Annotated in this window: 28 protein-coding genes, 1 other RNA gene and 2 pseudogenes; 23 read left to right on the top strand and 8 right to left on the bottom strand. The window is 37.3% G+C overall.

Annotated elements, in window-relative coordinates:
• Positions 1 to 83: 83 nt before the first annotated feature.
• From EDD72_RS07370 to EDD72_RS07320, 12 genes and pseudogenes are all read left to right on the top strand, one after another.
• Complete coding sequence (locus EDD72_RS07370; protein WP_132768846.1) at positions 84 to 1,172, top strand: YkvI family membrane protein; 1,089 nt, start codon at positions 84 to 86, stop codon at positions 1,170 to 1,172.
• A gap of 52 nt (positions 1,173 to 1,224) precedes the next feature.
• Positions 1,225 to 1,461 carry a preprotein translocase subunit SecG gene (gene secG / locus EDD72_RS07365; protein ID WP_132768844.1) on the top strand — a complete coding sequence of 79 codons (237 nt, stop codon included), beginning with the start codon at positions 1,225 to 1,227 and terminating at the stop codon, positions 1,459 to 1,461.
• Positions 1,462 to 1,706: 245 nt separating this feature from the next.
• The gene (locus tag EDD72_RS12695) at positions 1,707 to 1,844 is read left to right on the top strand and encodes a hypothetical protein (RefSeq protein WP_207893665.1); all 138 of its coding nucleotides are present in this window, start codon (positions 1,707 to 1,709) and stop codon (positions 1,842 to 1,844) included.
• Positions 1,845 to 1,855: 11 nt separating this feature from the next.
• Positions 1,856 to 2,620, top strand: a complete 765-nt coding sequence (locus EDD72_RS07360; protein ID WP_243643797.1) for an alpha/beta hydrolase — start codon at positions 1,856 to 1,858, stop codon at positions 2,618 to 2,620.
• 15 nt (positions 2,621 to 2,635) lie between these two features.
• Positions 2,636 to 4,921, top strand: a complete 2,286-nt coding sequence (gene rnr / locus EDD72_RS07355; RefSeq protein ID WP_132768840.1) for a ribonuclease R — start codon at positions 2,636 to 2,638, stop codon at positions 4,919 to 4,921.
• Positions 4,922 to 5,054: 133 nt separating this feature from the next.
• On the top strand, positions 5,055 to 5,522 hold the full coding sequence (gene smpB, locus EDD72_RS07350) for an SsrA-binding protein SmpB (protein ID WP_132768838.1): 468 nt from the start codon (positions 5,055 to 5,057) through the stop codon (positions 5,520 to 5,522).
• A gap of 111 nt (positions 5,523 to 5,633) precedes the next feature.
• Positions 5,634 to 5,996: a transfer-messenger RNA gene (gene ssrA, locus EDD72_RS07345) on the top strand.
• Positions 5,997 to 6,107: 111 nt separating this feature from the next.
• Positions 6,108 to 6,221: pseudogene (locus EDD72_RS07340) on the top strand (zinc ribbon domain-containing protein); the annotation flags it as partial.
• A gap of 183 nt (positions 6,222 to 6,404) precedes the next feature.
• Positions 6,405 to 7,424 (top strand): phosphotransferase, encoded by a 1,020-nt coding sequence (locus EDD72_RS07335; RefSeq protein ID WP_132768836.1) that lies wholly within the window; start codon positions 6,405 to 6,407, stop codon positions 7,422 to 7,424.
• Positions 7,425 to 7,530: 106 nt separating this feature from the next.
• Positions 7,531 to 8,643 (top strand): RNA-guided endonuclease TnpB family protein, encoded by a 1,113-nt coding sequence (locus tag EDD72_RS07330; RefSeq protein WP_132768834.1) that lies wholly within the window; start codon positions 7,531 to 7,533, stop codon positions 8,641 to 8,643.
• A gap of 203 nt (positions 8,644 to 8,846) precedes the next feature.
• Positions 8,847 to 9,194 (top strand): hypothetical protein, encoded by a 348-nt coding sequence (locus EDD72_RS07325; protein WP_132768832.1) that lies wholly within the window; start codon positions 8,847 to 8,849, stop codon positions 9,192 to 9,194.
• A gap of 119 nt (positions 9,195 to 9,313) precedes the next feature.
• Positions 9,314 to 10,219: a DMT family transporter gene (locus tag EDD72_RS07320; RefSeq protein ID WP_132768830.1), complete on the top strand. Its 906-nt coding sequence runs from the start codon at positions 9,314 to 9,316 to the stop codon at positions 10,217 to 10,219.
• A gap of 214 nt (positions 10,220 to 10,433) precedes the next feature.
• Here the strand turns inward: EDD72_RS07320 and EDD72_RS07315 are convergent, their stop codons facing one another.
• Complete coding sequence (locus tag EDD72_RS07315) at positions 10,434 to 11,636, bottom strand: MFS transporter (protein WP_132768828.1); 1,203 nt, start codon at positions 11,634 to 11,636, stop codon at positions 10,434 to 10,436.
• Between the two features lie 428 nt (positions 11,637 to 12,064).
• Complete coding sequence (gene pckA, locus EDD72_RS07310) at positions 12,065 to 13,639, bottom strand: phosphoenolpyruvate carboxykinase (ATP) (RefSeq protein WP_132768826.1); 1,575 nt, start codon at positions 13,637 to 13,639, stop codon at positions 12,065 to 12,067.
• A gap of 293 nt (positions 13,640 to 13,932) precedes the next feature.
• On the opposite strand from pckA, the gene EDD72_RS07305 reads away from it, so the two are divergent.
• Positions 13,933 to 14,886: a 4-hydroxy-3-methylbut-2-enyl diphosphate reductase gene (locus EDD72_RS07305; RefSeq protein WP_132768824.1), complete on the top strand. Its 954-nt coding sequence runs from the start codon at positions 13,933 to 13,935 to the stop codon at positions 14,884 to 14,886.
• A gap of 73 nt (positions 14,887 to 14,959) precedes the next feature.
• Positions 14,960 to 15,445 carry a hemerythrin domain-containing protein gene (locus EDD72_RS07300; protein WP_132768822.1) on the top strand — a complete coding sequence of 162 codons (486 nt, stop codon included), beginning with the start codon at positions 14,960 to 14,962 and terminating at the stop codon, positions 15,443 to 15,445.
• On the opposite strand, the gene EDD72_RS07295 is transcribed toward EDD72_RS07300, so the two are convergent.
• Positions 15,446 to 16,216, bottom strand: coding sequence for an SDR family oxidoreductase (locus EDD72_RS07295; protein ID WP_132768820.1), 771 nt, complete (start codon positions 16,214 to 16,216; stop codon positions 15,446 to 15,448).
• A 139-nt stretch (positions 16,217 to 16,355) separates the two neighbouring features.
• On the bottom strand, positions 16,356 to 17,483 hold the full coding sequence (locus EDD72_RS07290) for an FG-GAP-like repeat-containing protein (protein ID WP_132768818.1): 1,128 nt from the start codon (positions 17,481 to 17,483) through the stop codon (positions 16,356 to 16,358).
• Positions 17,484 to 17,656: 173 nt separating this feature from the next.
• Here EDD72_RS07290 and EDD72_RS07285 point away from each other — a divergent pair, with 173 nt between their 5' ends.
• Positions 17,657 to 18,853 carry an MFS transporter gene (locus EDD72_RS07285; RefSeq protein ID WP_165895006.1) on the top strand — a complete coding sequence of 399 codons (1,197 nt, stop codon included), beginning with the start codon at positions 17,657 to 17,659 and terminating at the stop codon, positions 18,851 to 18,853.
• A gap of 74 nt (positions 18,854 to 18,927) precedes the next feature.
• Here EDD72_RS07285 and EDD72_RS07280 read toward each other — a convergent pair whose 3' ends face one another.
• Together EDD72_RS07280 and EDD72_RS07275 are read right to left on the bottom strand one after the other, a co-directional pair.
• Entirely contained in the window at positions 18,928 to 19,110 is a 183-nt protein-coding gene (locus EDD72_RS07280; protein WP_132768814.1) for a YgaP family membrane protein, read from the bottom strand.
• Between the two features lie 69 nt (positions 19,111 to 19,179).
• Complete coding sequence (locus EDD72_RS07275; RefSeq protein ID WP_165895005.1) at positions 19,180 to 19,854, bottom strand: Crp/Fnr family transcriptional regulator; 675 nt, start codon at positions 19,852 to 19,854, stop codon at positions 19,180 to 19,182.
• Positions 19,855 to 20,143: 289 nt separating this feature from the next.
• On the opposite strand from EDD72_RS07275, the gene EDD72_RS07270 reads away from it, so the two are divergent.
• From EDD72_RS07270 to EDD72_RS07250, 5 genes are all read left to right on the top strand, one after another.
• The gene (locus tag EDD72_RS07270) at positions 20,144 to 20,536 is read left to right on the top strand and encodes a phosphate-starvation-inducible PsiE family protein (protein WP_132768810.1); all 393 of its coding nucleotides are present in this window, start codon (positions 20,144 to 20,146) and stop codon (positions 20,534 to 20,536) included.
• 168 nt (positions 20,537 to 20,704) lie between these two features.
• Positions 20,705 to 22,054, top strand: coding sequence for a CoA-disulfide reductase (locus tag EDD72_RS07265; RefSeq protein ID WP_279388094.1), 1,350 nt, complete (start codon positions 20,705 to 20,707; stop codon positions 22,052 to 22,054).
• A gap of 134 nt (positions 22,055 to 22,188) precedes the next feature.
• Positions 22,189 to 22,659, top strand: coding sequence for an HAD family hydrolase (locus EDD72_RS07260; protein WP_132768808.1), 471 nt, complete (start codon positions 22,189 to 22,191; stop codon positions 22,657 to 22,659).
• Positions 22,660 to 22,700: 41 nt separating this feature from the next.
• Positions 22,701 to 23,444, top strand: coding sequence for an ABC transporter ATP-binding protein (locus EDD72_RS07255; RefSeq protein ID WP_165895004.1), 744 nt, complete (start codon positions 22,701 to 22,703; stop codon positions 23,442 to 23,444).
• A complete protein-coding gene (locus EDD72_RS07250; protein WP_132768804.1) occupies positions 23,441 to 24,193 on the top strand; it encodes an ABC transporter permease in 753 nt (250 codons plus the stop codon). The genes EDD72_RS07255 and EDD72_RS07250 overlap by 4 nt, the downstream gene beginning before the upstream one ends.
• Positions 24,194 to 24,298: 105 nt before the next feature.
• Here EDD72_RS07250 and EDD72_RS07245 read toward each other — a convergent pair whose 3' ends face one another.
• The gene (locus tag EDD72_RS07245; protein WP_132768802.1) at positions 24,299 to 24,697 is read right to left on the bottom strand and encodes a thioesterase family protein; all 399 of its coding nucleotides are present in this window, start codon (positions 24,695 to 24,697) and stop codon (positions 24,299 to 24,301) included.
• A 188-nt stretch (positions 24,698 to 24,885) separates the two neighbouring features.
• On the opposite strand from EDD72_RS07245, the gene EDD72_RS07240 reads away from it, so the two are divergent.
• Together EDD72_RS07240 and EDD72_RS07235 are read left to right on the top strand one after the other, a co-directional pair.
• Positions 24,886 to 25,512 (top strand): FMN-dependent NADH-azoreductase, encoded by a 627-nt coding sequence (locus EDD72_RS07240; protein WP_132768800.1) that lies wholly within the window; start codon positions 24,886 to 24,888, stop codon positions 25,510 to 25,512.
• Between the two features lie 71 nt (positions 25,513 to 25,583).
• Positions 25,584 to 25,726, top strand: a pseudogene (locus tag EDD72_RS07235) (isocitrate/isopropylmalate family dehydrogenase); the annotation flags it as partial.
• A 68-nt stretch (positions 25,727 to 25,794) separates the two neighbouring features.
• On the opposite strand, the gene EDD72_RS07230 reads toward EDD72_RS07235, so the two are convergent.
• On the bottom strand, positions 25,795 to 26,184 hold the full coding sequence (locus tag EDD72_RS07230) for a helix-turn-helix domain-containing protein (protein ID WP_132768798.1): 390 nt from the start codon (positions 26,182 to 26,184) through the stop codon (positions 25,795 to 25,797).
• Between the two features lie 140 nt (positions 26,185 to 26,324).
• On the opposite strand from EDD72_RS07230, the gene EDD72_RS07225 reads away from it, so the two are divergent.
• A complete protein-coding gene (locus EDD72_RS07225) occupies positions 26,325 to 26,474 on the top strand; it encodes a Spo0E family sporulation regulatory protein-aspartic acid phosphatase (protein ID WP_132768796.1) in 150 nt (49 codons plus the stop codon).
• Positions 26,475 to 26,506 lie beyond the last annotated feature (32 nt).

Here is a 26,506-nt window from a genome sequence, read left to right as displayed (position 1 = left end):
ACTAAAAAAGAATGGCCATAAAGCCATTCAATTTTCCGTAAATTATCAGAAAATTATAAAAATAACGAAGAGAGGGATACTTGATGAACGTTAAGCAAATGTTTAATATTGCAGGAGCATATGTTGGAGTAGTGGTAGGTGCTGGTTTTGCGTCGGGGCAAGAAATTTTACAATTTTTTACATATTTTGGTTGGTGGGGAACCTTAGGTGGAATCGTTGCTGGGCTTTTATTTGCTTGGTTTGGTTATCAATTACTCCAACTTGGTTCAGGAATGAATGCTAGCTCACATAAACAAGCCATTCATCTGATAAGCGGTAAATATCTAGGTTGGTTATTGGATATCATTATTACTTTCTTTTTGTTTGGTGTTGCAGGAATTATGTTAGCTGGTGGTGGAGCAGTCTTAAATCAACAATTTGGAGTACCTGTTACCATCGGTAGTATTATTATCTTAGTTCTAACAATTCTTACTCTTCTCTTAAACATGGAGAAAATGGTATCGGTGATTAGTATTTTTACACCTTTTTTATTAATCGCCGTTTTAATCATTACAATTGGTGCATATTTTACGATGGATAAGGATTTTGCAACTTTAGCTTCGTTTGCCAAACCTGATAAGGCTGCAACAAGTAGTTGGATTTTTGGTGCTTTTTTGTATGTTTCATATAATCTAGCGGCTACAGCCCCAATTTTGATTACAATGGGTGGAAAAATTTCTTACGATAAGAGAACCTTAGGAATGGGAGGAATGATGGGAGGATTAACCCTAGGTCTCCTTGTTCTCATCATTCATTTAGGAATGTTATCCCATCTTGATCAATTGACTGGAATTGATTTACCTACTTTATATTTGGCCAATCAACAATTTCCTTGGTTAGCGCCAATTCTTTCTATCATCATTTTAGGAATGATTTTTAATACTGCTGTTGGGATGCTTTATACGTTTACTTCTCGAATGGTTTCATCCGAAAGCCCAAAATTTAAGTATGCTTTGATTGCATCAGGAATATTAGCTTATGTATCAAGTTTATTTGGCTTTTCCAAATTGGTTGGTACAGTTTATCCAATTATGGGGTATTTAGGTTTTCTTTTGATGGGAGCTACCATATTTGCATGGTTAAGGAAAAAATCGAGATTAACCTCTTTTTCTAACGAAAAACTTGAATATTAGGTGATGATATGATATTTTTAATTTTGTTAAACACCTAAAGGAGGTGCAAGGGGTGGTCCTATTTTTTAAAATCCTTTTAGTGATCTTTTCATTAGGTCTTATTATCGCTGTCTTATTGCAATCAGGTAAAAATGCAGGTTTATCTGGGGCCATTACAGGTGGAGCAGAACACTTGTTTGGAAAACAAAAAGCTCGGGGAATGGATGCCATCTTGGAAAAAGCTACGATTGTTTTAGCTGTAGGGTTTATTCTCTTATCATTAATCGTTGCTTATATTGTTAAGGGATAAGAAAATTTGGACATAATAACAAGGTAACAGCAAGCAACCACTTGCTGTTTTTTCTTTAAATGGCTTGTATGTTTTTAACGCTGCTCCTAACCTTACGGCTTTCCGTAAATATGGTCGGTAGGAAAGCTCACTCTAAAGAATCAGCTTATAGAACATACAAACCTATTTTACAATAAAGCGGTAATTTATCCATGCGAATAGTTTGGTGAGGACATTCATGAGAAAAAGAGGTTGTGTATTGATCCATGAATTTACAGAAAGTCCATTCAATCAAAGGAAAAATACCTTCCTTTTTATCTGATTCCAAACATCTAATTTGCTTAGATGTAGGAAAAGAAAAAGTGGTTCAGCTTGTTGATGAATTTTTCTTTCCTGAGAGATAGGTGGAATGAAAATGAAAATCACGTATAAAAAGTCCAATCCTTTTTTCCATGAAGGGTATCGTTCAGTCGGTATTTTATTAATCCATGGTTTTACTGGTTCTCCAGCTGAGATGAGATTATTAGGCGAGTATTTATATCAACAAGGATATACCGTTTCTGCACCACTTTTAGCTGGGCATGGAACCACACCGGAAGAGATGGCAAAAACGAATAAAGAAGATTGGTTTAAAAGTGTATTACAAGCATATGATGATTTAAAAGAAAAAGGGTATCCGCATATTGTTGCGATTGGACTTTCCATGGGTGGAATTCTTTCATTAAAATTAGCAGCGGAAAGACCTCTTGCAGCAGTCATTTCTCTTGCAGCACCAATCTATGTTCGTGATAAACGAATGGCTTGGGCCAGATGGCTAAAATATGTCAAAGCTTTTAAAGCAAAGTCAGGGGAAAAACCTCCACATATAGAAGAACATTTAGCTAGTTATGATCGTACACCCATTGCTGCAGTGGAAAGTCTTCACCAGTTGATTCAGGAAGTGAAGCAACGATTAGAACAAGTGAGAATTCCTATTCAAGTGATGCAAGGAAAACGAGATGAAACGGTAGAACCTAGAAGTGCACAATACATTTTTGATCATGTTGCTTCCGATTTTAAAAAGTTAAATTGGTATGAAAATTCATCCCATATTATGACTTTAGATCACGAAAAGGAACAAATTTTTGCAGATATTTACGATTTTTTGGAAAGGATAATGAATAAGAATTCTCTTGGATGAAATGAGGAAAGAACGATGGAAATAAAAAGAGAAAATATACTGGAATTTATGAGAGAAACCCTTTATAAACCAATGACCATTAAAGAATTAGAGGAAGTTTTTGAGGTTTCTGATGCGGCTAGTTTTAAAGAATTTGTAAAACTCATGAATCAATTAGAGGAAAATGGGGATATCATCAGAACAAGAGCAAATCGCTATGGCCTTCCAGAGAAAATGAACTTGATTAAAGGAAAACTTCAAGCTCATCCAAAAGGGTATGGGTTTGTGATTCAAGAGGCAAAAGGAGAACCGGATATCTATATTCATGCAACCGATATGAATGGTGCGATGAATGGCGACCTTGTATTAGCACGGGTAAGTAAAAAAACATCTGGACCACGGATGGAAGGGGAAATTGTCCGCATTCTAAAAAGAGGGAATGATCAAATCGTCGGTACTTTTACCGAAGGGGAATTTTATGGTTTTGTCATCCCCGATGATAAACGCATCTTTCAAGATATTTTTATCCCTAAGTCAAAGATAAATGGAGCAGTTGAAGGGCATAAGGTAGTAGTGAAAATTACCAAATATCCTGAAGGAAGGATGAGTCCAGAAGGGGAAGTCATCGAAATCTTAGGACATAAAAATGATCCTGGTGTCGATATCCTCTCAATTATTCGCAAATATGGATTACCTGAAGCCTTTCCTGAAGAAGTATTAAAAGAAGCGGAACAAATTCCTGATGAGCCAACAGAAGAAGAGATGAAAAATCGCCGTGACTTGCGGGACAAGAAAATGGTAACAATTGATGGTGAAGATGCAAAAGACTTAGATGATGCAGTATCGGTCGAACGCTTAGAAAACGGCAACTATTTACTCGGCGTACATATTGCCGATGTGTCCTATTATGTAAAAGAAGGATCACATTTAGATAAAGAAGCCTATAATCGAGGAACCAGTGTCTATTTAGTGGATCGTGTGATTCCTATGCTTCCTCATCGTCTATCGAACGGCATCTGTTCTTTAAACCCCAAAGTGAATCGATTAGCGATGACTTGCGAAATGGAGATTACTCCATCAGGGCAGGTTGTTAAACACGATATCTTTCCAAGCGTCATACGTACGAATGAACGTATGACATATACCAATGTTCACCGCATTTTGGAAGAAGAACCTCCAGAATTAATGGAACGATATCAGGAGCTGATTGAAGATTTTCGGATGATGCGCGATCTAGCCATGATCTTAAGAAAGAAACGAATGGCAAGAGGTGCTATCGACTTTAATTTCGATGAAGCGAAAATTAATGTCGATGAAAATGGGAAACCGATCGAAATCAAAAAACGAGAACGCTCTATTGCAGAACAAATCATTGAAGAGTTCATGCTTGTTGCTAATGAAACGGTAGCTGAGCATTTTTATTGGTTACGTGTGCCTTTTTTGTATCGTGTCCATGAAGATCCAGATCCTGATAAACTGTTTGCTTTTACAGAGTTTATTACCAATTTTGGTTATGTTGTAAAAGGCGTTGGTAATCAAATTCACCCTAGAGTGTTGCAAAGCTTATTAGAAGAGATTAAAGATACACCAGAGGAAACGGTCATTAGTACGGTTTTGTTGCGATCGATGAAGCAAGCTAGATATGATGCTGAGCCTTTAGGTCACTTTGGTTTATCTGTGGATTATTATTCTCATTTTACTTCACCGATCCGACGTTATCCTGACTTACAGATTCATCGGATTATACGCGAGGTCTTAGAAAATGGAACACTTTCGCCAGAAAGGCATGCATATCTTCATGGCTTGATGCCAATTGTTGCTGAACATTCCTCAGAACGAGAGAGAACAGCAGTCGATGCAGAGCGGGATACAGAACAATTGAAAAAGGCCGAGTTTATGTTAGACAAAATTGGTGAAGAGTTTGAAGGGATTATTAGCTCAGTTACTTCGTTTGGTATGTTTGTTGAATTGGATAATTTGGTGGAAGGTATGATTCATGTCAGTTACCTAACCGATGATTACTACTATTATCACGAAAAACAGTACGCGCTGATTGGTGAACGAACAGGGAAAATCTACCGAATTGGTGATATGGTCAAAGTGCGAGTCGTGAATGTGAATATGAATGACCACACCATTGATTTTGAATTGGTAGATATGAAACCGAAATCTGAGTCTAAAAATAAACACCAAAAAGTAATTGAGGTTGAAAAAGGAAAGAAAGCCAAAAAGAAAAAACGGCCGAAAATGAAAGATCAGGTATTTCTCATAAAAGAAAAGAAAAAGATGAAAAAAGATAAAAGAAAATCAAAACGAAAATAAACTTTATAAAATCTCCCTTCAAATTTCATGGGAGATTTTGTTTTTGATTGGAAAGTGAATTGAAACCCAATTCCTTTCATGATAAAATACTTGATACGGATTTGTATCATATTAAGAGGAAGGTGAGCACGAGATGGGGAAAAAAGATGTAAAAGTTGTAGCCCAAAATAAAAAAGCAACACATGATTATTTTATTGAGGATACTTATGAAGCTGGAATCGTGCTTACTGGAACAGAAATTAAATCCATTCGTGCGGGCAAAGCGAATTTGAAAGATAGCTTTGCACGAATTTCCAATGGAGAAGTTTTCTTGCATAACATGCATATTAGCCCTTATGAACAAGGCAATCGATTTAATCATGAACCAACAAGAACAAGGAAGTTACTCCTTCATAAAGAAGAAATTCGCAAATTGATTGGAAAAACGAAGGAAAAAGGATATTCCTTAGTTCCTTTAAAGCTCTACTTGCGGAATGGATTCGCAAAGCTAGATTTGGCTTTAGCGAAAGGGAAAAAGCAATATGATAAACGGCAAGCAATCGCCAAACGGGATGCGAATCGTGAAGTGGCTAGAGCACTTCGCGAAAAGCAGAAATACTAATGGTAAAAGGTATAACTTCAAAAAGTATATCATTTGTGATATACTACGAGATGTAACATGGTGGTTGATGTTTAACCCAACTTCCAACATCCCACCTCTTACTTCTAATTTGGGGGCGTTTTGGATTCGACGGGGGTAGTTCGAGCATCAGTAGCGAGTCGAGGGGCAGCGGCCTCGTTAAAACGCGAACGCCAATAATAACTGGCAAATCTAACAACAACTTCGCATTAGCTGCTTAATTCAGCTTGCGGCTCTACCATTCCATCGCCCATGTGGAATGACTAGGGCTCACTCATAGTGGGATACGCGGTTCACCTTCCGCCTGTAGGTGGCCGAAGAGATCAATCAGGCTAGCTTATTCGAACGCTTGTTACTTGGCAGTCGAATAAGTGAAACCTTCTCAAGTAACTGCACTCGGAGAAGCTGATGTGGCGATGCTTTCGGACAGGGGTTCGATTCCCCTCGCCTCCACCATACATAAATCCTTAATGAGCAAAGAACATAAAAACATAACCATTAAGAGGGGGTTTCTCCCCTCTTATTGTTTTATCCACTCTATTGCTTCTTCTCTAGTTAGATCTTGTATCATTTCTAAGCTACAAGCTAAAAGAGCAAGGAAAACAGCTTGTAAAAATAGACAAAAGGATTCCAAGTTCCAAAACTTGCAGTAAATGCGGAAAGATAAAAGAGAGTCTACTGGTTTGCCTAATGCTTGTATCTGCCAGTATAATCATAGACTATTTATCGAATCATGGATATATTGGCAGTGACAAAAATGGATAAACACACATAGAATAAATGGAAGTTATAACAACTTTTTGTTAGATTATGAAGAATAACTGAAAAAATAACTGAAAAATTGAAGTAAAAGGATGTTTTTTGATGCTTTCAGCGAATGTGGACCTTTCAGAAAATATTGTAAAAACACTCATTGAGGAGCATTACGGTATAGACGTTTATTCAATGAAAAAGATTCGAGCAGTCTACAAAGTGAATACATCCCATGGCTCTTTTGGGTTTAAAGGAGCTGAAGAGTTGCCAGACCTTCCTCTTATTGCAGAGTATTTGAAGAAGATTAGAGAAAAAGGATTTATTAAAATTCCTAAACTCTTACGTTCGAAAGAAGGAAAATATTTAATTCACTTTGAAGACAAGGATTATTTTATGGAGGAGTGGCTTGAACTACAAGAGCTTCCTAATCATAGCTATCCATATGTACAACTAATAGGGGAAGCCTTAGCTGATTTTCATCAAGCTACGGTAGGAATTAGACCAGAGCAAGATAGTCCAAGATATGAATGGGGAAAACGTCCATCATTTCTCTTTAGAGCTTATCAAAAACTTACGAAAATGAAAGAGAAATTTTTATACCAATCTTCCCATTCATTAGAAGTGAAAATTTTAGATTTTTTACTTGAACGTTGTAGCCTAGCTTATCAATATATCAAAAATGTTGATTATAACAAACTTTTATCCTCTCATCCTGAGTCAGCCGCTTTATGCCACGGGGGATTGCAACACCGAAATATCATGTTGGATCATAAAGGAGAGGTTTGGTTTATCGATTTTGAGACATTATCTTATGCAGAACGGGTAAAGGACCTTGCACATTTTCTTGAACATCATGCAAAACCCTACGATTGGGATTCCAACATGGTCTTTACATTCCTTCATGGCTACCAATCAAAATTATCTACCCCAATCAATGATATGGAATGGAGGATTTTTTTCTCCTATTTAGCTTTCCCCACACGATTCTATCGTCGATCTATTCGTTACCTTACTAATAACTCTAATCCAGAAAAATATTTAAAATTGAAAGAAATCATTGACTCTGAGACAGAAAAAGAACCGTTATTTTTGCTTTTTAACCTCCCTCCGAAAAAAGTCTCCCACTTCTAAACGAAGTGAAAGTGGGAGATGAATTTCGGTTAGGCGTAGCCTAAATATCGCAATTATGATAGAATAAAACCAAACAAATGTTCGTGATTGGGATGGGTGATTCGATATGGCAAACAAAGCATATAAATTTCGTCTGTACCCAACGCAAGAACAAGAGCAACTTCTTGCAAAAACCTTCGGTTGTGTTCGTTTCGTCTACAACAAAATGTTGGCTGAACGAAAAGAAATATATGAGAAATTCAAGGAAGACCAAGAAGCCTTGAAAAAGCAAAAATTCCCGACTCCTGCCAAGTACAAAAAGGAATTTGCATGGCTCAAAGAAGTTGATAGTCTTGCGTTGGCAAACGCTCAACTGAATTTGCAAAAGGCATACCAAAACTTTTTCTCTGGTCGTGCTGAATTTCCTAAGTTCAAAAGCCGTAAGGCGAGACAGTCCTACACAACAAACATGGTCAACGGAAACATTATGCTTTTGGACGGCTATATTAAATTACCTAAACTGAAACTTGTAAAGATGAAACAACATCGAGAAATTCCGTCACATCATATCATCAAGTCTTGTACAGTTTCTCGAACAAAAACAGGAAAATACTATGTTTCTATTCTCACTGAATATGAACATCAACCTACACAAAAAGAAGTACAAGCTGTTGTTGGTTTGGATTTTTCCATGAACGGCTTATTTGTCGATAGCGAAGAAGGTAAGACAGCCAATTACCCTCGTTTCTATCATCAAGCCTTGGAAAAATTAGCAAAGGAACAGCGTATTTTATCACGCAGAAAGAAAGACTCTAATCGTTGGCACAAACAGCGACTAAAAGTAGCGAAACTCCATGAGAAAATCGCAAACCAACGAAAAGACTTTCTACATAAGGAATCGCACAAATTAGCGAAACGGTATGATTGCGTGGTTATTGAAGACCTCAACATGAAGGGAATGTCCCAAGCACTCAATTTCGGCAAAAGCGTTGCTGACAATGCATGGGGCATGTTTACTACATTTCTCCAATATAAGTTAGAGGAGCAAGGAAAGAAGCTTATCAAAATAGATAAGTGGTTTCCATCATCCAAAACTTGTTCATGTTGCGGTCAAGCCAAAGCGTCCCTATCCCTTTCTGAACGTACCTTTCGCTGTGAATGTGGTTTTGCGAGTGATCGGGACGTCAATGCCGCCATCAATATCAAAAAGGAAGGGATGAAACAGTTAGGTATTGCCTAACTTCTCCTCGAACCGTGGGGCACACGGGGATCGCTCGGTCAACTTCCCTTCACAAGAAGGGATTACCCGAGAAGCCCCCACCTCTAAGCGTTAGCGTAGGTGGTGGGAGTATGTCACAGGATCATTTTGTGGTCTGTCATTATAACTGTGAATTGCATAAAAGCCTTTTACTTGCAACACCCTAAAAAGTGGAGGTGTTGTAAATGAGCAACCAAAATCAATTGAACGTCGATCAAAAAACACTCGTCTCTGCATGGAATGATACCCTTCCTGATTATTTGAATCCCTCCGATTCTGCAGAGGTTAAAGTTTTGGAAGATCCACCAAATTCTTTATTGGTTCATATTGATACAAAAGGAAGACAAGGATATCATTTTGACTTTCGTGTGACCTATTTAGATCCAAGAGAAGTAAAAGTGAATGTCGTTAATATTGGGACCGATGGATTGGTTGATGATGCACATGGTGTGATTGCACGTCAACTTGTAGAAGATTATACACGTCACATTCATGAATGTGCCCAAGCGTTACAATCGATTACCCATCCTTAATAGGAAAAGAATTTTGAAAAGCAGGGAATTATATATTCCTTGCTTTTTTCCTCTTTTCAAACAAAATTTGTATTCCCATGGTATATAATGGTTAAGAGGTAGGATAAGGGGGGGAATATGTGAAAACAAAATCGTACTTGCTCATCTTAATTAGTGCAACGTTATGGGGGTTAATCGGTTTTTTTGTTCAAGGGTTGTATCAAGTGGGTTTTCAAGCGATTGAAGTGGTGGCGGTTCGTGTGATTGTTGCGGCACTTTTATTATTTGTTTATGTCCTTTATAAAGATCGATCCCTCTTAAAAATTAACTGGAAGGATAGTTATTATTTTGTGGGTACAGGGATTTTTAGCATTGTCTTTTTTAATTGGAGTTATTTTACTGCTATGCAAGAGGTCTCTTTATCGATTGCGGCGGTATTACTCTATACAGCACCTGCTTTTGTAACTATACTTTCACGGATGATCTTTAAGGAAAGATTAACAAAACGGAAAATTTCTTCATTAATTATAACTTTGGTCGGAATCGTATTCGTAATCGGTTTATTCGAACAATCTACAACCATTTCTTTAAAGGGACTGATTGCGGGATTAAATTCGGGAATAGGGTATGCATTATATAGTATTTTTGGAAAAGCGGCCTTAAGGAAGTATGACACATTGACTATTACGTTATATACGTTCGTATTTGCAAGTATTTCAATGATTCCGGCGACACATCTTTGGTCTAATGCGGAATTGTTCTCATCAACGAAAACATGGCTTTATCTGCTTGGATTAGGCTTGTTCCCCACCGTATTGGCGTATATCCTTTACACAAAAGGACTTGAAAGTCTTGAATCAAGTAGAGCCTCAATTGTATCGACCATTGAGCCTGTGGTAGCCACGTTGTTAGGGATTTTTCAATATGGGGAACGCCTTACACTTTTACAATCGATTGGGATCGCTCTTGTGATCCTTGCCGTCATCATTGTACAAGAAAGGAGTAAGGATACACCTTGTCAAATCAACGCAACCTGCCATATATAGAAGGGAATCGAGTATTTTTAAAGCTAGCAGATGAGACGGATATTCCAGAGATTATCGATTTCTATTTACGATTGTGAAAAAAAGTAGGTTTGTGATTGTGCGAGGCTATTTGCTAATACAAATCACAAACCTTCTTTTATTTTGGATTATGGTTTCAATTGAAGTGACCTCTGTCAAGTAGACAGGCATCTATAACATCTTCAGCTGCTTGATTTCAGTTTAAATAAGCCTCTTTTGTTTCTTTTCCAATTGACAATAATACAATGACGCCAACAACGATGGTAGTTGTGAAGATTAAGAAAATGGATTGATAAGTCACTTTATTTGCAATCAGGATCCCGACTAATAAGGGTGCTATAATACTTCCGATTCGGCCAAATCCAGCGGCAGAACCTGAACCTGTTCCGCGAATTTCCACTGGATAATTTTCAGGTGTGTAGGCGTATAATGCTCCCCATGCACCAAGATTAAAGAAAGAAAGTAGTGATCCAAAGATCAGAAGTTGTGCTTGTTGCCCACTTCCACCAAATAACCATGCACTAATAGCTGTACCAAGTAAGAAAGTAGCGAGTACAGGTTTTCGTCCCCATTTTTCTACGAGATAGGCAGAAAGAAAATAACCTGGTAATTGAGCAATGGTCATGATAAAAACATATTCAAATGATTTAATCATCGTAAATCCTTTGCCAACAAGGACAGAGGGCAACCAGAGAAACATTCCATAGTAAGAAAAAGCGATGACAAACCATACGGTCCATAATGTAATGGTTTCCTTTTTATAATGTTTAAAGAGATTCGTTTTTCTGTTCTGTTTATTTTGATAGGCTTTTTTCTGAGCTTCAAGGTAAACCGGTGATTCTGGCACTTGCTTACGAACCAATGACGCATAAATCGCCGGTATTCCACCAATGATTAAAGCTAATCTCCAACCATAAGAAAAGTTAGGTATCACAAAATAAGCGATAAGAGCGGCTAATAACCAACCAACGGCCCAGAAACTTTCTAAGATAACCACAGCACGGCCTCGGATTTGTTTAGGAGCATGTTCATTTACGAGGGTAGAAGCGACTGGTAATTCAGCGCCAATACCAAGACCAATCAAGAAACGGAAGATAAACATGAACGTAAAACCAGTGGCAAATGCACTACCTGCTGTTGCAATACCGAATAATAATAAGGTATAAAGAAAAACAGGTTTTCTTCCTATACGATCTGCTAGTATGCCACCAATCGTTGCCCCGATTGCCATTCCGATTAAATTAATTGATCCAAGCCACCCTGTTTGATAGGAGTTTAATCCCCATTCCTTTGCCAATGCAACCATGATAAATGACAATAAGCCGACATCCATCGCATCAAATGCCCAACCTATACCAGCTATTCCTATTAATTTTTTAAACTCTTTACTTAGATTCATCGTTTACCCACCTCATGTGTATATAATTGTCTTTACATCTGACAACTATATATTAAATTAGAATGAAATAGAAGTATAGTAGAATTTGCAAAAAAATATAAAACCCATTGTGCTAGTAAAAGATTTTGATAAAAGAGGAAATTCAATTAATCTCAAGAATAAAGTATTTATTAAAAAGAAAAGGGTGGGATGTAATGAGTGGCCCACTCTGGTATTGTCAATATTGTAACTCATGGGATTCATTTAAGTAGAGGGGGAAAACCCTTGCCCTTCTTACTATCTCCATAAGCTCCCGGTATTATAAATAGGAAACATGTTTTGATTTCGTTGAGAAACTCAGATCCGTAAAAATAAAATCGAATAAAAAAATGAGAAAAGAACCTTGGGGTGGTTCTTTTCTCGTGTCTGGATTATTTATTTAACCAAGATTATTTTACTAGGGGTGCTGCCGATTTAATTTCATCAGAGACATGAGAGAACTTTTTAAAGTTTTCATTAAAACGTCTTGCAAGATCTTCTGCTTGTCGATCATATGCTTCTTTATCCGCCCATGTATTTCTTGGATTTAATACTTCTGATGGAACACCCTCAATTTGGGTTGGGATTTGTAATCCAAAGATTGGATCAGTAACAAAATCTGAAGTTTCAATCGATCCATTAATAGCTGCTGTAACCATTGCACGTGTATACGCTATTTTCATTCGTTGTCCCACACCATATGGTCCACCAGACCAGCCCGTATTTACAAGATAAACTCTCGCATTATGTTTCGTAATTTTTTCTCCTAACATCTCAGCATAAACCGTTGGTGATAAAGGTAAGAATGGTTCACCAAAGCAAGTGGAGAAGGTTGCTTCAGGCTCCGTTACACCACGTTCAGTACCAGCTAACTTACTTGTATAACCAGATAAGAAATGGTACATTGCTTGTTCTTTTGAAAGTTTAGCGATTGGTGGCAATACGCCAAATGCATCAGCCGTCAAGAAAATAACCACATTTGGATGTCCAGCAGTGCTTGGAATAACGGCACCAGGTATGTAATGTAATGGATATGCAGCACGGGTATTTTCAGTTAACCGGTCACTATCAAAATCTAAATTGCGATTTTCATCGATATCTACATTTTCTAATACAGCACCAAATTTGATGGCATTCCATATTTGTGGCTCATTTTCTTCAGATAGACGGATACATTTTGCATAGCATCCCCCTTCAATGTTAAAGACACCATCTTCTGACCAACCATGCTCATCATCCCCAATAAGGAAACGATTGGGATCAGCAGAAAGAGTAGTTTTTCCTGTTCCAGATAAGCCAAAGAATAAAGCAACATCGCCATCTTTGCCTACATTTGCAGAGCAATGCATGGAAAGAACATTTCTTTGTGGTAATAAGTAGTTCATTACACTAAAGATTGATTTCTTTATTTCCCCTGCATATTCAGTTCCACCAATAAGTACCACTTTTTCTTTCAGATTAATGATTACAAATGCTTCAGAATTGGTACCATCAACGCTTGGATCGGCTTTGAAACCAGGTGCAGCAACCACAGTAAATTCAGGCTGATGAGTTTTTAACTCTTCTTCGGTTGGACGAATAAAGAGTTGATGGACAAAAAGATTTTGCCATGCATATTCGTTCACAACGCGGATAGGAAGTTGGTAGTTCTTATCTGCCCCTGCAAAGCCATCAAAAACAAACAGTTCTTTATTACTTAAGTAGTTTAAAACTTTATTGTATAGATTTCTAAAAATCTCTGGTGAAATAGGTTGGTTTACTTTTCCCCAAGAGATTTTCGCGCTATACTCTGGTTCATCAACAATGAAACGGTCCTTTGGTGAACGTCCTGTGTATTTTCCTGTCGTTGTACGAATGGCTCCTGTTTTTGTCAACATGCTTTCTCCACGTTTAATGGAGTGTTCAACAATTTCTGGTACAGATAAGTTGTAATAAACGGTGGTTCCTTCTAAGATCGAATTTAAATCAGCCATTTTTAATCCCATGAAAATTCCTCCCCTAAATCATTAATGATATTATTTAAATAAAAAGTTCGAAAATATGCTATACTAATTAACTAATAAAGACATATTAATTAAGAATTATTATATTCCGTATAGCTTAATTTGACAATATGAAATGGCAAAATTTTTAAAAAAATGTTCGCCTTCTTTTTTTATGAAAGATGAGCATTTTTTATGCTAATAGGAATAACTTCTTTTTTAAAGAAAAGAACAGAGTTGTGTTTTATATGATCGGTGCTACAATTAGGGGTAGCAAAGAATAGGAGGTAGACGAGATGAAGGTAATTAAAATATCTCCAAGAGGATATTGTTATGGTGTTGTCGATGCAATGGTGTTGGCGAAAAATGCGGCGGCGGATAAATCTTTACCTCGGCCGATTTATATATTGGGTATGATTGTGCATAATCAACATGTCGTTGAAGCGTTTAAAGAGGAAGGAATTATTACATTAGATGGGGATAATCGTCTAGCATTATTGGATCAGGTGGATCATGGAACCGTGATCTTTACAGCACATGGAATTTCACCGAAAGTAAGAGAAAAGGCTAAAGAAAAAGGATTGGTTGTGATCGATGCGACCTGTCCAGATGTGACGAAAACACATATTTTGATTGAAGAAAAGACCAAACAAGGATATGAAGTCATCTATATAGGGAAAAAAGGCCATCCTGAACCGGAAGGAGCCATTGGTGTTGCTCCTGACCATGTCCATCTGATTGAAAAAATAGAGGATATTGAGCAACTTGACCTTCACTCTGAGCGAATTTTGGTTACGAATCAAACCACGATGAGCCAATGGGATATTGCTCATATTATGAATAAAGTATTAGAGAAATATCCCCATGCAGAGGTCCATAATGAGATCTGTATGGCTACCCAAACTAGACAAGAAGCAGTAGCTGAACAAGCGAAGGGAAGCGATCTTTTGATTGTTGTTGGTGATCCGCGAAGTAATAATTCCAATCGACTCGCACAGGTAGGAGAAGAGATCGCGAAAGTTCCAGCATATCGAATTGCGGATCTATCCGAATTGGATATTGAATGGTTAAAAGGAAAAAAAACCGTTGCCGTAACAGCGGGGGCTTCTACACCAACTCCTTTAACGAAAGAAGTTATTGACTTTTTAGAGCAGTTTGACGAAAACGATCCCTCTACTTGGGAAAAGAAAAGAACGATTGATATTAAGAAAATTCTCCCAAAAGTGCGGGAGAGAAAAGAAGACAAATAGATGTGATAAATTGCACTGCAAAAAATAAAAACCTCCAGTATATTGGAATCATACAATAATTGGAGGTGTAACAATGAACGGGTTACTTGAAGTTTTTTATGATGATCACGAACACGCTTTAGCACAATTAAATCAGTTAGAAAAATATTTGGAATATATCAAAAAGAATGGAGAAGCTGAAAAAGTTCGGATTCAATTGATCAGTTTTAGTAAATTCTTAGAAATTGCGTTAGATATCCATTTCGTTCAAGAAGAAGAAGCACTTTTCCCGCTTTTGGTACAAAAAATTGGCCCAAACGGTCCTGTAATGGTCATGGAGATGGAACATGGTGATCTTCGCGAATCGCAAAAAGCGTTAAAAGCATTATTAACGAAAGAAGAATTAGACAAAGAAGCGATTCTTGAACACGGTGGTCGTATTCTTTCCGTATTAAGAGAGCATATTGCTAAAGAAAATCAGGTTCTCTTCCCATTGTCTGAACGAGTTCTAACAGAAGAGGAATGGAAACAAGCTGAAAAAATCGCTGGAGAAATCGCATTAGGCCAGAAATTGGCCTAACTATTCCACATAGATCATTTTTTTGGTCATTCCCCCATCTATCGTTAAATTTTGCCCAGTTATGAAGCCAGCTTGTTCTGAAGCAAGATATAGACAAGCTTCAGCAATATCATAAGGCTGTCCAACTCGTCCCACAGGATGTTGCTTTTTGTCTTCCATTGTATGGTGTGGTTGGGTAGCCTTCGTTTTTTTCTGCCAATCTCTCACTTCAATCCAACCAGGACTAATGGCATTGACACGAATCCCATCAGGCCCCAAACTCATGGCTAGGGCATGGGTAAGTGCAATGATTCCGCCCTTTGAAGCAGCATAGGCCTCGGTATTGGGTTCAGACATGAAGGCCCTAGTAGAGGCGATATTAAGAATCACTCCATTTTTTCTTTTTCGCATATCAAGCGCTGCATATTTACTACATAGAAAAACAGAGCGAAGATTTGTGGCGATTACTCGATCAAAATCTTTCACATCGATCGTATAGATGGATTCCGTATGGCCAATCCCTGCATTGTTAATAAGAATATCAATCTGCCCAAATTGTTGAATCGTCTCATTGATTAGATGTTGAATCTGTTGTTCAGATGTAACGTCTGTTTTTATAAACAAGGCATACCCACCATGTTGTTTTATCAATTGAACATTTTCACTCCCTGCTTCTTCATCAATATCAGCGATTACGACTTTTGCTCCTTCTCTAGCAAATGTTTGAGCAATTGCTCGTCCAATTCCTTGCCCTCCGCCTGTGACAATCACCACTTGATCCTTATATTTCACCAATAACCCCCCTTGTTTCACTTCTGATTATTTTTCAATGTTACTCCTTTTGTAAGCATATCTACTACCATTTTCATATTTTTACCAAAAAAATTCAAGTCAAGTACATGGTTAAAAAAATAGAACTTCAAACGAAGTCCTATTTTTGATCCAAAGATACGATATAAACGATACCTTTTTTCTTTAAAATTTCCCTTGGGGCACCAATTAATAGATTATCCTTCTGATTCGCGCTTAACTTACCAACAGCTAAGGAAAATCCAAACTGATCCTTTTCTTCAATACCATACCAACGATGAAGAAGAGATCCATCTTCACTAGAATAGATATTCACTTGTCCCGCATATTTTTTTCGTTTGTGAGGGGAATCAAATGCACCAACAATAATTTCTTTTTTTCCATCTCCATCTAAATCACCTGTTGCCATTGTTTCGCCAAAACCAATATCAACCTCATCATTGTCAAATTCAAATAGGGGATAGAAGTAAGGTGACTGATAAGCAGAAATTCGATTTCCTTCTAAATCCTTAGTTGTTACAAATAAAATAGGTAGACCATTTTCTTCCAGTTGGTCAACATGAACATTGATCCCAAAACCAGGATCGCCAGTTAACTTATACATTAACCATCCGTGATTACCAGAATAAATATATACTTCTCCTTCTGGATTACCAGGAGAGCCAATAATGATCTCATCTTCCCCGTCACCATTAAAATCTGCCGCTGCTAAAGAGGTTCCAAAATCACTATTTCCTCTCGGGACACGGGAAGAAAATTTGCGGATTAGCGAACCGTCTTTGCCACTATATACGTAAACTTTTCCCCTGCCATCTTGTATAGGTTGGGGAGCACCAACGATGATATCGGGGATACCATCACCGTCTACATCGCCTGAAGCAATGGTAAAACCAAAGGCATCAAATTCTTCGACACTTTTTAGATGGAGCAAGATTTTATTCATTTTGTAAGAAAAAACTTTTACTTCACCAGATAAATCTTGGTAGGTGATCCCAACAATAATTTCATCGATTTGGTCCCGATTGATATCTTTTGTGATGATTCGAATCGTGTTTACTTTTTTCTTGCTAAGTGGAAGCGACTTTAAATGTTTTAGTTTATGATTGTAAATTTTAAGAGATCCCCCAACTGGTTGGTTGGTTGTCACAACAATGATTTCATTTTGTCCATCCCCATTTACATCTCCGATTGCTGTTGAATAACCAAAGGCATCATGATTCTTTTCACCTTGAATTTTTCTTATTTTCAACTCTAATCACACCCCCTAATTGGGCTTTGTATTAGAGTATGATAGATGCCTAGAAATGGTTCATGGTTCATTTTATCAAAAGAGAAATGAATTAGTTTTTTCTCAGAATGATTTAAAACATGATACAATATTATCGTCTAAAAAAAGCGGGGATAAGGGGAAAACGATTCATAATGACAGATTTTGCACTAGATGGGCGAAGGAATATATATGCACGATTAAGTGGGTTTTATTATATTTATTTTTTTGGAATGGGCGCTCTATATCCTTTACTCTCTGTTTATTTTAAGGATAAAGGTTTAACAGGAAGTCAATTGGGATTGATCATGTCGGTTGGTCCAATTGTATCGATCATCACTCAACCGATTTGGGGAATGCTATGTGATCGATATAGAATTGAGAAAAAGGTTCTTTTCATCACACTTATCTCCGCAGGAGTCATTTCATTGTTTTTTCCAATATCTCAGTCATTTCTAATCTTTTTAATGCTAATAGGTCTAATGAATGTCTTTCAAAGTGCGGTTGTTCCAATTACTGACAATATATCGATGAACTTTGTTCAGCGCTATGGGGGCCAATATGGAGATATTCGACTTTGGGGATCTATAGGATTTGCAGTAGCTGTTTGGGTAGCAGGATTACTGTCTGATCATTTTCACTCGGATATTATTTTCTACCTCTATACTGTGTCTTTATTCATTGCTGCCACGTTAACAAAAAGGATGTCGGAGGATGAGAATAGTCAGTTTTCGGTCAATGTTTTCAAAGAAATGAAGAAACTTTTAACAGTTCCGTCATTTTCTTTGTTTTTGTTAGGAACTTTTTTATTATTTGGGACAATGAATGCGAATAATACCTATTTTGGTATCTTTTATCAATCAATAGGTGGAACGAAAACAGGAATCGGTTTAGCGTTCTTATTAGCGGCTGGTAGTGAAGTTCCCTTTATGCGATGGAGTGGGAAATTGATAACGAAGTTTGGACTTTTGCCTGTGATGATTTTTTCAGCAGTTGTGACAGTAATTAGATGGTTTTTCTATTCGCTTGGACCGTCCGTTTTTTGGGTGATTGTCACAACGTTTGTACAAGGGCTTTCCATCGGACTGTTCCTTGCAACAGCCGTACAATTCGTCAAAACTAAAGCTGAGGCAGATGTTCAAGTAACGGCAATGTCTTTATATGGATCGTTTGGACTTGGTCTTGGAAGCTTTGTAAGTAGTATGATTGGTGGTTGGATATACGAACATTTTGGCATTTTGAATACCTATCTATATATGGCAATTGCATCGTTCTTAGCCATTCTTATTTTTCTAGTAATTTGGGTTATCGAAAGGGAAGGACATCCGAATTCCAAAATGATTAGGGGCTAGTTCTTTGGAAAGATCAACATAGAGGCTGACGATAACAAAACTCCCTTCATAATGCGAAGGGAGTTTTTCATGTCTTAATTGGTTTTTATTTTGAATATGGAATAGAGAGGACAATAACCAATTGCACCAGTTAGCAAAGGAATTACTCCTATCCAACCAAAATTACGAAAAGAGATGTCGGTAAATAGTAGTGCAAGGAGTATAACTCCTAAAATGACTCGAATGATTCGATCAATGGTTCCTACGTTTTGTTTCATATTACAACACTCCCTTGAATGATTATAATTAAAAAATAAATCATCATTCAAAAAAGTTCTGTGATGAAGTCACATAGATTGGAGGAAAAGTGCAAGTTGATCTCGATTTGTAATTGTAATCTTCCCACGTTTTAATTGAAGATATCCTTTTTTCTCTAAATCCTTGAGCAGACGACTGATGACTTCTCTAGCTGTTCCAAGCTCAAGGGCTAACTTTTCGTGTGTGATTTCTAGTATTGGCTTTTGTTCAGACGTATGATTTAAAATGAAATCAATCAGCCGTTTATCCATTCGATTAAAAGTAATTTCTTCAACGATACTCATCATATTCGCAAGTCTCTGATTATACAATTGGTAAGTAAATTTCTGGACAAGCTCTACTTGTAACATTTCTTCTTTATAAATGGATATGGGGATATGAATCACCGCAGCGTCTTCCTCCACATATGCATTGGCTTGATAGGCTTCTCCAGATAATGCACTGCTAATTAAAAGAACACAACTCTCCCCTTGATGAACTCGATATAGAACGATTTCTCTTCCATTTTCTCCAATCTTAGATACTCGTAAGGTACCGCTTAGCACGAGCGAAACAAAAGGATAATATTCCCCTTCAAAGAATGCGTATGTGCCTGAAGGGATATTTTGAAATGTACATTGGGCAAGACGATTTGGATCGTCAAAAAGTTTTTGAAAATAGGGAAACTTTTCTTTTGCCTGTTGAACCATTTGAGTATCGATCAAAATAGACACCAACCTTATCTATACCTTTGTTGCCTTTATTATAAACAGGAAAAGTGTTCGTGAGTAAGAAATTTATCACAGGCCTGTAGACTTTCTTTTGTTTTAGTGTAACACGATAAAAATGCGCAATCCTTAATGTAAGGAGTCGGTAATCAAATCACCGGTTTTTTTTAAATTGACTTTAATTCCGAATATTTACACTTTATTGACCAAAAATTAACAAAAATTATCTATAATTAAAGCAAACAAACGGTAGAATAGTAGAGGTAAATAGGGAGAGGGGAGTTTTATGAGGATATTACCAATAATTGACGAAAAAATCGAGGGGATTATTAAATGGATTGAGATTGTTTTAGCAATTATACTGGTTTTAACGGTTATTGCTGAAGGTGGGTATATTGTCATTGATTTGTTACATCTGGTAAGAAGTCATAATATCATTGATCAATCGAAGACTGTATTGGGTGATTTTCTTGTTTTGGTTGTGAGTTTAGAGTTTGCCATTATGTTGATTCGTAAAAATCCATTTGCCATTATTGATATCGTAATGATTGCGTTAGCGAGAAAAATCGTTCTGGAATATAAAAGTGCGACAGAATATTTCATTGCCGCAATCACTTTAACTTTATTATTCATAGTCCGAAAAGTGGTAACAAAGCAAGAAGAGAGAAAAAGGCTCTAATAGAATAGAACCTTTTCGACTTTCTACTTCATTTCTTGAGGATGGTTAAAATCACAAGAAGAACCTGTATGAATATAGAAAGATACTCTGGTATGGTATCCCTTTCATACGTATGATAAAATTGGAAAAAATATGATTAGTCCATGATGAAAAAAGGAGGAGTAGGTCTTGAGCAAATATGTGATTATTGGCGGGGATGCAGCAGGAATGAGTGCAGCTACTCAAATTCGTCGATTACAACCTGATGCGGAAATCGTAGTCTTTGAAAAAGGAGAAATCCTTTCCTATGCCCAGTGTGGACTCCCTTATTATATTGCAGGATTAGTACCAACCGCTGAGGATCTCATTGCCAGAACAAAGGAACAGTTTGAGGAAAAGTACAAAATCACGATTCATCTGAAGCACGAGGTAACCTTTATTGATCCTGTTTCTAATCATGTTACGGCATTAGCATTGGATAATCAAGAAGAAGTGGTTACGAACTATGATTATCTTCTGATTGCAACAGGTGGTGAAGCGATTGTACCACCTTGGAAGGGAACAGACTTAGATGGGGTAACAGTTCTTAAAACCATTCCAGATGCCAACCGAATTCTCAAGTGGTTAGATGAACGGAAAGAGATTCAGAAGGTCGTGATTATTGGTGGCGGCTATATTGGTCTAGAAATGGCAGAAGCCTTCCATATAAGAGGAAAAGAAGTGCAAATTATTGATATTGCCGATCAGTTGAATGCATCATTTGATCCAGAAATGGCTGAACACGCAAAAACAGAGTTAGAGAAACAGGGAATCAAAGTTAGCTTGCAAGAAGAAGTAAAAGAAATAAAAGGAGAAGGACGAGTTCAATCCGTCGTCACGGATAAAGGGGAATACTCTGCAGATTTGGTCGTTATCTCTATTGGAATCCGACCAAATAGTGAAATTGCGAAACAAGCAGGTATTGAACTAGGTCCTCGAAATGCCATTCGTGTCAATTCTAGAATGCAAACCAATATCGAAAATATCTACGCAGCAGGAGACTGTGCGACTCATTATCATCTCGTAAAACAACAGGATGATTATATCCCACTTGGAACAACAGCGAATAAACAAGGGAGAATAGCGGGAACTAACCTTGGTGGGAGAAATGCAGAGTTTAAAGGAATTGTCGGTACCGCGGTGATGAAGGTTCTCGATTTGGAAATGGCAAGAACGGGTCTAAATGAAAAAGAAGCAAAAGCATTAAATATTGATTATGAGACTGTAACCATCAAATCCCGTCACCATGCGACCTATTATCCGAATGCAGAACGTCTATTTATTAAGCTCATCTTTAAAAAGGATGACCGAACATTACTTGGCGGACAAGTGGTTGGTTATGCTGGTGTCGATAAGCGGATCGATGTATTGGCAATGGCGATTACGTTTGGAATGAAGATCGATGAGTTACAAGACTTAGATCTCTCTTATGCTCCACCATTTAATGGGGTATGGGATCCAGTTCAACAAGCTTCAAGGGTAGCAGAAAAAGTGAAGTAAAGATTCTTGTATTGTTAAAACTTTACTCTTTAGCCGATAAGGACTGGTTCTTATCGGCTTTTCCAATGGTTTGACTGACATGGATTGGTATTAGCAATAATAGTTACTAAAGAAAGTTTCAGGAGGGTCAATCAATGAAAACTTATCAAATTCCAGGAAGAGGATTACTAGAAATTGAGCATCTTGTTTTAGATTTTAACGGAACGATTGCTGAAGATGGGAAATTAATCGAGGGGATAAAGGAAAAGTTGATCCAATTGGGGAAAGCTTTCACTATTTACGTCGTGACAGCCGATACCAATGGGAGTGTTCATCGGGAATGTGAGGGTTTACCTGTTACCGTTCACGTCATCGGAAAAGAAGATCAATTAGGAGAGAAAAAACGCTTTATTCAAAGCTTAAATTCTCGAGGAGTCATCTCCATTGGCAACGGTGTTAATGATGAGTGGATGTTTGAAGTTTCCGATATCGCTATTGCCGTCATCGGTAAAGAAGGGTGTGCGACATCGTCCCTGTTAAAAAGTAATATTGTCGTAGTAAATATCCTCGATGCCTTCGATTTATTATTAAAAGAGAATCGATTCATTGCAACATTAAGAAAGTAAGAGAACTAATAACAGGTTAAAGAAAAGAAAGAAGGATAATGATGGAAGAATTGATTACAATTGAAAATGTTGTGAAAAACGATGATAAAGGTAACGCGATTTTAAAGGGAATTTCTGCGAAAGTGATGGACGGGGAACTGATTACTATTATTGGGCCCTCTGGTTCAGGAAAAAGTACCTTTCTTTCCCTACTAAATCGAATGACGGATCCAGATTCAGGAATTATTCGTTTTAAAGGGAAAAATTATCTTGAGATGAATGTCTTAGAACTACGTAGGAAAATCGGGATGGTTTTTCAAGTACCTACGATGCTTTCTGGTACTGTGAGAGAGAATCTATTAATCGGTCCAAAGTTATTTCGGCAAACGTTATCTGAAGAGGAAATAGACAACCTATTAGAACAAGTCGCTCTTCCAAAAACGCTTAAGGATCAAGATGCTCGTACTCTGTCAGGTGGGCAAAAACAAAGAGTATCCTTAGCTCGAACATTAGCCAACAAACCAGAAATCCTCTTATTAGACGAAGTAACTGCATCCCTTGATCCAACAAGTTCCCTTGAAATTGAAGGATTAGTTCAAGTTTTGCATGAACAGCAAAGAAAAACCATTTTATGGGTTACCCATAATTTGAAACAAGCAAAACGGGTAGGCCAATATACATGGGTAATTGCGAATGGAAAAATTGTGGAACAAGGACCAACAGAGGAAGTTTTTGAGAATCCTCAACATGAAATAACAAAAGAATTTATTGTGACCGCATTTGATCAGGAGGGAGAGATTCAATGAGTACTTTTGCACTCATTTTGACCTTAGTATTTGTGGCTGTATCGATATTTTTGTCAGTATGGCAACGATTAGGACTGGAAAAGGATATTATGATCGGGACCATTCGAGCAGCTATCCAATTGATTGCTGTCGGTTATGTTTTACATACGATCTTTCGACTTCGATCTTGGATTTTTATTCTATTGATGTTAACCGTTATGATCACTGTGGCCACATTGAATGCGAGAAAAAAGGGAAAAGGATTACTAGGAATTGGTCGGAGGATTGCAATTGCTATTACTTTGACAGAGATTTTGACAATGGGATTGCTGATTGGTTTAAAGATTATTGGATCCACTCCACAATATGTGATTCCAATCAGTGGAATGATTATTGGTAATGCCATGGTCGTATCTGGATTATTTTTGAATCGGCTAAAATCGGAAATTGACACAAGAAGAGAAGAGATAAAAGTTTATTTGGCTTTAGGAGCTACTTCGAAACAAGCCATTTCATCAGTCATGAGAAGTACGGTAAAGGCTGCGATGTTACCAACCATTGATGGAATGAAAACGGTAGGATTGGTTCAACTTCCAGGGATGATGACAGGCATGATTGTAGCAGGGGCTAATCCCATTGAGGCTGTTCGCTATCAGATTCTCATTATGTATTCCTTCACTTCTTCGGCAGCAATTACTGCGATTGTGTTAGGGATCTTAACCCATGGACTATTGTTTAATAAAGCACATCAGTTTATTGAACGGTATTAACGTTAACTAAAAGAACGGCCAATTTGGTCGTTTTCATCGTTTACCTAAGAAAATGTAAGATTTTGGAGTAATAACTCCCTTAACCATACCATCCTTTTTCAATTTTTATCTTTCTCTTTTTGAGTTCGTTTTCGCTAAGAATTTTTCTTCTTCTACGATATATCGTTCATGTTTCCCTTCACCAATTAGCCCAACATCATCCCTTGCTTCTACTTGAAACAAAAGCCGTTTCCCATTCACTTCGATTAATTCTGCTTTTGCAGTGACTTTCATTCCCATTGGTGTTGCTGCAGCATGCTTGACATCTACCCACGTACCAACCGTACCATAACCAACAGGAAGATGGGATTGTACAGCATTCATGGCTGCCCCTTCCATTAATCCAATCATCGCTGGTGTAGCAAAGACCTCTAAAGCTCCACTTCCATAGGTTTTGGCCGTATTCTGTTCTGATACGATCGTTTCTTTTGTTCCGTTTAATCCGATGGACAATCTGAATTCCATTTATATAACCTCCGTTTCACTCTTTGCCTATAGAATATCACATTGGCATATATTTTTTAAAATCTAAGAAAGCATAGTAATAAATTACACTTACAAAAACTTTTTTTCTTTATTAGAAGAAAAATATGGTTTAAAGTAGTGTGAGTAACTCATACTAATTTTGTATCAAAATTAAGGAGGTTTTATTCATGGCAAAAGTTCTATATATTACAGCAAATCCCAAACAAGTAAATGAATCATTCAGTCTAACCCTTGGTCAAGAGTTCCTTAACGTGTACAAAAAGGAAAATCCAAACGATGAAATCGTTACTTTGGATTTATATAAAGAGTATATCCCTTTGATCGATGAGGAAGTCTTATCTGGATGGGGTAAGCTTAGAAATCAGGAAAGTTTAACTGAAAGTGAACAAAAGAAAGTAGCACGGATGAATGAGCTGGTCGATCAATTCGTAGCTGCAGACAAATATATTTTTGTTACTCCTTTATGGAATCTTTCCGTTCCGCCTATGATGCGTGCGTATGTCGACTGTATTATGCAAGCTGGGAAAACATTTAAATACACAGAACAAGGTCCCATTGGTTTGTTAAACGGAAAGAAAGCTGTACACATCCAAGCTCGTGGAGGTTTTTATTCTGAAGGACCTGGTACCGAAGTAGAAATGGGAGATCGGTATATTCGAGCTATCTTAAACTTTATGGGTGTTACAGACGTGCAATCGATTTATATGGAAGGTCATGCCTATGACCCAAGTCGTACAGAAGAATTTAAGTCAAAAGCAATGGATCAGGTAATTAGTGTAGCAAAGATGTTTTAAGTGTATGAATTTGAATAGATAATTAAACGATGAAAGGAAGCCTAGTGATTACTGGGATCCTTTTTTTTTATCTTTTTGATGTGATTCTCACAGATATCGGTGCAGCGATCATGGGAGCATTGAAGTAGCACCAGCAGCCAATATTAATTTGAATGGAAAATATCCTTCGATGTTTGAACCACTTCACGGATCTGCTCCTAATATCGTCGGAAAGTAGGACGATAATTAATCACTCCTTTTTTATGGGTAGAGTTAAATAAAAATGGGTAAGTCTTCGTCGTTTTAGTTTTTGCCCACATAAGGAAGGACCGTTTTGATAAGTTTTTTGACTAACTCTAATTCTTTCGGCGAGCACTTGTTAATCAATTCATTTAGCTCTGCGTCTTTGTTACTATCGAAGGCGTCATACATATTATATGCATCACGGATATAATAAGCATCATAGGTATTTTTTCCCCAAATAAGGTAATCTAAAGACACATGTAGACAACTGGCGATTTTAACCAAAACGGGGAGGCTCATCTGCCGCTCCCCACGTTCCAGTTGCCCCACGTAGTAGTCCGAAAGTTCTATGATTTCTGCAAACTCTCCCCGTGAAAGTCCAAGCTTTTCCCTTTCTACCCGTATTCTCTGCCCGATGGCTTTGTTATCTATTTCTACATTTTTTTCCACTTTCGTTCACTCCCTGCTTCTAACTTTAGCCAACTTTAAGTCGTATCAGAATTTGCTGTTTGCATATATTAAGTATTTGCAATAGGCTAATGTTTAATGTAAAATTATCTGAGTGGTAATTTTTACAAGGAGTGAACGGAGTGGACAAAGAAGATAAAATAGAAATAGCAAGGAATATTCTTAATAATGCGGCAAATATGAACATGAACAAAGAAATTATCCTGAAAATAAGCCAAAAAATTGATAAATATATAATTGAATATTTACGCAATGATGGGGAAAAAGGGTGATTTTAGATAAAGAAGAATACCTTCATTGAAAT

The sequence above is a fragment of the Tepidibacillus fermentans genome, from assembly GCF_004342885.1.
GTDB classification, from domain to species: Bacteria; Bacillota; Bacilli; order Tepidibacillales; family Tepidibacillaceae; genus Tepidibacillus; species Tepidibacillus fermentans.
Note: the sequence above shows the minus strand (reverse complement) of the source record. Positions and strands in the feature narration are given on the sequence as shown.